The following is a 6,250-nucleotide window of genomic DNA, read 5'->3' as shown; positions in this document are numbered from 1 at the left end:
CCCCGCGGGTCAGGGCGCGGGCGGGCGGCGCTTGTCGGCCCGCCTGCGCATCAGCCTGACCTTCCGCACGGTTGCGATCACCCCGGCGACGAGCGTCCCTCCGTACAGCCATCCGGCCTGCGTCGCGAGCGCCGTCGCGAGCCCCATAAGCCGGCCCGACAGCCCGCCGCTGCCGTCGGCCACGGGCAGCAGGCCCACGGCGAAGGCGATCGGCACGATGACGGGCGGCGCCGCCAGATCGCTCTTGCGCACCCAGATCGCGGTCAGCAGACAGACCGGCAGGAACAGCACGCCGTACACCGTCGGCGAGGCCCCGAACAGCAGCCGGTCGAGACAGCCGAGCAGGAACATCAGCGTCCCGCAGAACAGACCGCCGCCGAGCCCGGTCAGCCGCGGTTCGGGCATCCGCCGCGCCCGCACCACCCGGCGCAACCGCCGTACCGCCTCGGCCAACGGCGTACCCGGTCTGCGGACACCCGCCGGACGGGCGGCGGGGCGGGCGGCCTGGGAGCGCTGCGCGGCGGGTCGCGCGACCGCGCCGGAGCCGCCGCCCGCCGCCCCGCTGCTACCCCCGCGCTTCGCCTGTGGGGGCAGCGGGGGCCTGCCGCGTTGCGTTCCGTTGCGCGGGGGTGGCGTCCTGTGTTGCTCCACCGGTCCAACTTAGGTGGGCTTATGTGCTCGATCGCGCCTCGGACACGCCGATGGGAAGAGCTTGGCCATGCGTTCGACGGGGCGCGGGGACCTGCGGTGGCACGCCGTAGACTGGTGGATCGGCCCGCCCCCGCACCGCAGAAGGACCGGGCCCGCAGCCCCAGTCCCCTGATGTCTCTCACGTACGGGAAGTCGCAACGTGTCGCTCACGATCGGAATCGTCGGTCTGCCGAATGTCGGCAAGTCGACCCTGTTCAACGCCCTGACCAAGAACGACGTGCTCGCGGCCAACTACCCGTTCGCCACGATCGAGCCCAACGTGGGCGTGGTCGGCGTCCCCGACCCCCGGCTCGCCAAGTTGGCCGAAATCTTCGGCTCGCAGCGCATCCTCCCGGCGACCGTCGACTTCGTGGACATCGCGGGCATCGTGCGCGGCGCCTCCGAGGGCGAGGGCCTGGGCAACAAGTTCCTCGCGAACATCCGTGAGTCCGACGCGATCTGCCAGGTCATCCGGGCCTTCAAGGATGAGAACGTCGTGCACGTCGACGGCAAGGTCTCGCCCAAGGACGACATCGAGACGATCAACACCGAGCTGATCCTCGCCGACCTGCAGACCATCGAGAAGGTCCTGCCGCGCCTGCAGAAGGAGTCGCGGATCAAGAAGGACATCGCGCCCAAGGTCAAGGCGGTCGAGGAGGCCAAGGCGATCCTGGAGAAGGGCGACACACTCTTCGGGCAGGGCATCGTCCAGGGCGGCGAGCGCGCGGAACTCCTGCACGACCTGCACCTGCTCACCACCAAGCCCTTCCTCTACGTCTTCAACGTCGACGAGGACGAACTGGTCGACGACGACTTCAAGAGCGAGCAGCGCGCCCTGGTCGCCCCCGCCGAGGCGATCTTCCTCAACGCCAAGCTGGAGGCCGACCTCGCCGAGCTCGACGAGGACGAGGCGCTCGAGCTCCTGCAGTCCGTCGGCCAGGACGAGCCCGGCCTCGCCACCCTCGCGCACGTGGGCTTCCGCACCCTCGGCCTGCAGACCTACCTCACGGCAGGCCCCAAGGAGTCCCGCGCCTGGACGATCAAGAAGGGCGCCACCGCCCCCGAGGCGGCCGGCGTCATCCACACCGACTTCCAGAAGGGCTTCATCAAGGCGGAGGTCATCTCCTTCGAGGACCTGGTCGAAACCGGCTCGGTCACCGAGGCCCGCGCGAAGGGCAAGGCGCGCATGGAGGGCAAGGACTACGTGATGCAGGACGGGGACGTCGTGGAGTTCCGCTTCAACGTCTGACCGTCCCGTCTCCAACTTCTGACCGTCCCGTCTTCAACGTCTGCCCGTCCCGTCCCTCACCTGTCGGCACGCGCGCGTGTAGGCGCGTACCAGCGGTCGCTGGTCCTCCTTGCGCCAGGCCAGGGCGTAGCGGCTGGGGGAGACGCCGCGGACCGGGCGGGTCACCACGCCGCCGAGGGTGAGGAGGGGGACGTTGCCCGCGGCCACCAGGCAGACGCCGAGGCCCGCGACGAGGGCCTCGTACGTCTCCTCCGTGCTCGCGATCTCCGCGCCGATGCGGGGCGGAGAGCCGGCGCGCTCGTCGAGGGCGAGCCAGTAGTCACGCAGGGGGCCCGCGCTCTCGGGAAGGGCGAGGAAGGGCTCGTCGGCCAGGTCCGTGAAGTCGACCTCGGAGCGGGCGGCGAGTGGGTGGGACTCCGGGAGGGCGACGTGGCGGGGCTCCTCGGCGACCACGATCCAGGCGTAGCGGTCCTGGTCCGGCAGCGGCAGCCAGACGAAGGCCACGTCCGCGTCGCCGTCCGCCAGGCCCGCGCTCGGGTCCTGCCAGCCCACCTGGCGCAGCCGGACCGCGGCCTCGGGATGCGCGGACGTGAAGCGGGAGCGGATCGCGGGCAGCAGTCCGCCGCGGCCGGGGCTGGTGCTCATGCCCACCACCAGGGTGCTGCGCTGCGCCGCCCGAGCCTGCTCCATCGCCGACGCGCCCCGCGCCCACGCCTCCAGCACCCGCCGGGCGTGCGGCAGCAGGGCCGCGCCCGCCGCGGTGAGCGCCACGCTGTGCCGGTCGCGCCGCAGCAGCTCGACCCCCAACTGCCGCTCCAGCGCCCGGATCTGCTTGCTCAGCGCGGGCTGTGAGACATACAGCCGCTCCGCCGCGCGCGTGAAGTGCAGTTCCTCGGCGACCGTCACGAAGTAGCGCAGGTCCCGTACATGGACGTCCGTCGTCATAGCCATCGGTTGTCACCGTAGGTCTTGGACGGGCGAGGGGCCATGGGAGCAGCCTGGTCGACGAGCGACAGGGGCGGACGAGGAGAGCCGCCCCGAGCGCTCGCAACGGAGCTTCGAGTGCTCCCTACGGAGGGTGTGTCATGAACAAGGTGTGGCTGATCACCGGTGCCAGCAGCGGACTTGGGCGGGCCATCGCGGAGGCGGCCGTCGCCGCGGGCGATGTCGTGGTCGGTGCCGCGCGCCGCCCTGAGGGGCTGGACGACCTCGTGGCCGCCCACCCCGACCAGGTGGAGGCGCTCCGACTCGACGTCTCCGACGTCACCGCCGCCGAACCGGCCGTACGGGACGTGATCGCACGGCACGGACGGATCGACGTCCTCGTCAACAACGCGGGCCGTACCCACGTCGGTGCCTTCGAGGAGACCACCGATGCCGAACTGCGCGAACTGTTCGACGTGCATGTCTTCGGCCCGGCGGCCCTCACGCGCGCGGTGCTGCCGTCCATGCGCGAGCGGCGCTCGGGCGCGATCGTGCAGATGAGCAGCATGGGCGGCCAGATGTCCTTCGCGGGGTTCTCGGCGTACAGCGGGACCAAGTTCGCGCTGGAGGGCCTGTCCGAGGGCCTCGCCGACGAGGTGAGGGACTTCGGCATCAAGGTGCTGATCGTGGAACCGGGCTCCTTCCGGACGGCCCTGTTCGACAGCAGCCACGCGGGAGTCAGCGCGGACAGCGGGGTGTACGCCGGTGTGAGCCGGACCCGTGACACCGTCGCGGGCGGCGACGGCACCCAGGCCGGCGACCCGGCCAAGGCGGCGGCCCTCATCCTCGCCGCCCTGGAGGCCGAGCAGACGCCCCTGCACCTGCCGCTCGGCGAGGACGGCGTCGAGGCCGTCCTCGGCAAGCTCGACCAGGTGCGCACGGAGATCGCCGCCTGGGAGAAGCGCACACGGGCCACCGCGATCGACGCCTGAATCCCGGACCCCCTCCCGCGCAACTGCCCCGCCCGTTGTCGTACCCCGATGCCAAGATGGGCGGACGGGTCGGACGAGCGGGAGGGGCGGTATGACGGAGGCCGGGGAGGTGCAGGAGCCGCCGGTGGGGCGGCGGGCCCGCGCGCTGTGCACGCAGGGCGCGCGGCTGTACGGCACCGCCCGCACCCTGCTCGCGGATCACGAGCGCGCCCTGGAGGCGGTGCGCTCGGCGCTGGCCCCGCTCCGGGACGAACTCGTCGCCGAGGAACTGGAGTCCATCCCGATCGGCCGGCTCAAGGACGCCACCGAGGGCCGGCTGCGCCTCGCGGCCGTCGAGGCGGCCGGCCTCACCTCGGTGCACGCGGTGCACGAGGCGAGCCGCTACGAACTCCGGCAGATCCCCGGCGTCGGCGCCCAGACCGCCGACCAGGCCCTGGCGGCGGCCCGGCAGATCGCCCGGGCGGTCGAGGAGACGGTCACCGTACGGATCGACGTCGACCGGCCCGAACCCCGCACCACCGCCCTGGTCGTCGCCCTGCATCGCCTGGTCGAGGCCGGGCCCGAACTGCGCAAGGCCGTGGACACCGCGGGACAACTTCAGCGCAGGATCGGCGAGTTGCTTCCCGCGGCCCGCCCGGCGACCGGCCGGCTGCGCCTCGCGCTGACCGGGCGGCGGCGCCGGCAGGCGGCCCTCGCGGCGACGGCGGAGCTGCGCGAGCTGACCGCCGAGGCGGACGCCAGGGACACCCGCCTCCAGCTGACGCAGGCCTCGACCGACCTGCTGCGCGGACCGGCTTCCGACATCGAGGCCTGGGTCGACTTCGAGCTGCGCTCCGCCGAGTACTACAGCCAGCTCGCCGAGGTCTCCCGGCACCGCACGGACGAGGCCGCCGCCGAAGGCTTCCTGCCGTCCGACGTGGCCGAGCGGGTGCACGCCCAGCCGCTGGACGACACCCACCGCCGGGTCTCGCTGCGCGGCTACCAGTCGTTCGGGGCGCGCTTCGCGCTGGCCCAGCGGCGGGTCGTGCTCGGCGACGAGATGGGGCTCGGCAAGACCGTCCAGGCCATCGCCGCCCTCGCCCATCTCGCGGCCGAGGGCCACAGCCACTTCCTGGTGGTCTGCCCGGCCAGCGTGCTGATCAACTGGACGCGGGAGATCCGCTCCCGCAGCGTCCTGCGGGCGGTGCCGGTGCACGGCCCGGACCGGCAGGAGGCGTACGCCGACTGGCGTGAGCGCGGCGGCGTCGCTCTGACCACCTTCGACGTGCTGCACACCCTGCCCGAGCCGGACGGCACCAGGCCGGGCATGCTCGTCGTCGACGAGGCGCACTATGTGAAGAACCCCGGCACCCGCCGCGCCCGCTCCGTCGCGGGCTGGACCAAGGCGTGCGACCGCGTCCTGTTCCTGACCGGCACCCCGATGGAGAACCGCGTCGAGGAGTTTCGCGCCCTGGTCCGCCATCTGCGGCCGGAGCTGGTCCCCGAGATACACGACAGCCACGCGGTCGCGGGCCCGAACGTCTTCCGCAGGTCGGTCGCGCCCGCCTACCTGCGCCGCAACCAGCAGGACGTGCTCACCGAACTGCCCGCGCTGCTGCAGGTCGACGAGTGGGAGGAGCTCAGCGACGCGGACCAGGACGCGTACCGCTCGGCGGTCGCCGAGGGGAACTTCATGGCGATGCGCAGGGCCGCGTACGCCGACCCGGAGCACTCCGCGAAGCTGCAGCGGCTGCGCGAACTGGTCGACGAGGCGGCGGACAACGGTCTGAAGGTGGTCGTGTTCTCGTACTTCCGCGACGTCCTCGCCACGGTCCAAGGCGCGCTCGGGGACGGCGTGTTGGGTCCGATCTCCGGCTCTGTGACCGCGGCCCGGCGCCAGCAGCTGGTCGACGACTTCACGGCCGCCGACGGACACGCGGTGCTGCTCTCACAGATCGAGGCCGGGGGCGTCGGCCTCAATCTGCAGGCGGCGTCCGTGGTCATCCTGTGCGAGCCGCAGGTCAAACCCACCCTGGAGCACCAGGCCGTCGCCCGCGCCCACCGCATGGGCCAGATCCGCACGGTCCAGGTGCACCGACTCCTCGCCACGGACAGCGTCGACGAGCGCCTGCTGCGCATCCTGGAGAACAAGGACCGCCTCTTCGACGCCTACGCCCGCCGCAGCGACACCGCCGACGCCACCCCGGACGCCATCGACGTCTCGGACGGCAGCCTCGCGCGCCGCATCGTCGAGGAGGAGCAGCAAAGACTCGCCGGTGCCGGACGCGCTCCCGCGGACCCGTGATCCGACCCCGGATGTGAGGTGTGACGGCCTCCATAGCGGGGAGAAAGTGCCTGCGTAAAGGCCTCCGCACCCACATGTCATCACATCGAGTGATTCTCTGGCCTTTACTTG

At 72.2% G+C, this 6,250-nt stretch carries 5 protein-coding genes; 3 read left to right on the top strand and 2 right to left on the bottom strand.

The genetic code is table 11. The annotated features are described in order from the left end of the window. Nucleotides 1-9 precede the first annotated feature (9 nt). On the bottom strand, nt 10-651 hold the full coding sequence (locus tag MQN93_RS42670; protein WP_106964599.1) for a DUF6542 domain-containing protein: 642 nt from the start codon (nt 649-651) through the stop codon (nt 10-12). 199 nt (nt 652-850) lie between these two features. Between MQN93_RS42670 and ychF the strand changes: the two genes are divergently transcribed. Beyond that, nucleotides 851-1,939 carry a redox-regulated ATPase YchF gene (gene ychF / locus MQN93_RS42665; RefSeq protein ID WP_016437767.1) on the top strand — a complete coding sequence of 363 codons (1,089 nt, stop codon included), beginning with the start codon at nt 851-853 and terminating at the stop codon, nt 1,937-1,939. Nucleotides 1,940-1,972: 33 nt separating this feature from the next. On the opposite strand, the gene MQN93_RS42660 is transcribed toward ychF, so the two are convergent. Then, entirely contained in the window at nt 1,973-2,884 is a 912-nt protein-coding gene (locus MQN93_RS42660; protein WP_016437768.1) for a LysR family transcriptional regulator, read from the bottom strand. A 140-nt stretch (nt 2,885-3,024) separates the two neighbouring features. Here MQN93_RS42660 and MQN93_RS42655 point away from each other — a divergent pair, with 140 nt between their 5' ends. After that, nucleotides 3,025-3,855, top strand: coding sequence for an oxidoreductase (locus MQN93_RS42655; RefSeq protein ID WP_016437769.1), 831 nt, complete (start codon nt 3,025-3,027; stop codon nt 3,853-3,855). A gap of 91 nt (nt 3,856-3,946) precedes the next feature. Then, entirely contained in the window at nt 3,947-6,139 is a 2,193-nt protein-coding gene (locus tag MQN93_RS42650; protein WP_242713748.1) for a DEAD/DEAH box helicase, read from the top strand. The last annotated feature ends 111 nt before the right edge of the window (nt 6,140-6,250 follow it).

Source organism: Streptomyces spinosisporus, assembly GCF_022698145.1.
Lineage (GTDB): Bacteria > Actinomycetota > Actinomycetes > Streptomycetales > Streptomycetaceae > Streptomyces > Streptomyces spinosisporus.
The sequence above is the reverse complement of the archived record's forward strand: the minus strand, read 5'-3'. Positions and strand labels throughout refer to the sequence as shown.

Bases quoted from the DNA above. Each gene is read 5' to 3' on its own strand.
- MQN93_RS42660 (WP_016437768.1), bottom strand. From the start codon at position 2,884: ATGACGACGGACGTCCATGTACGGGACCTGCGCTACTTCGTGACGGTC.
- MQN93_RS42655 (WP_016437769.1), top strand. From the start codon at position 3,025: ATGAACAAGGTGTGGCTGATCACCGGTGCCAGCAGCGGACTTGGGCGG.
- MQN93_RS42650 (WP_242713748.1), top strand. From the start codon at position 3,947: ATGACGGAGGCCGGGGAGGTGCAGGAGCCGCCGGTGGGGCGGCGGGCC.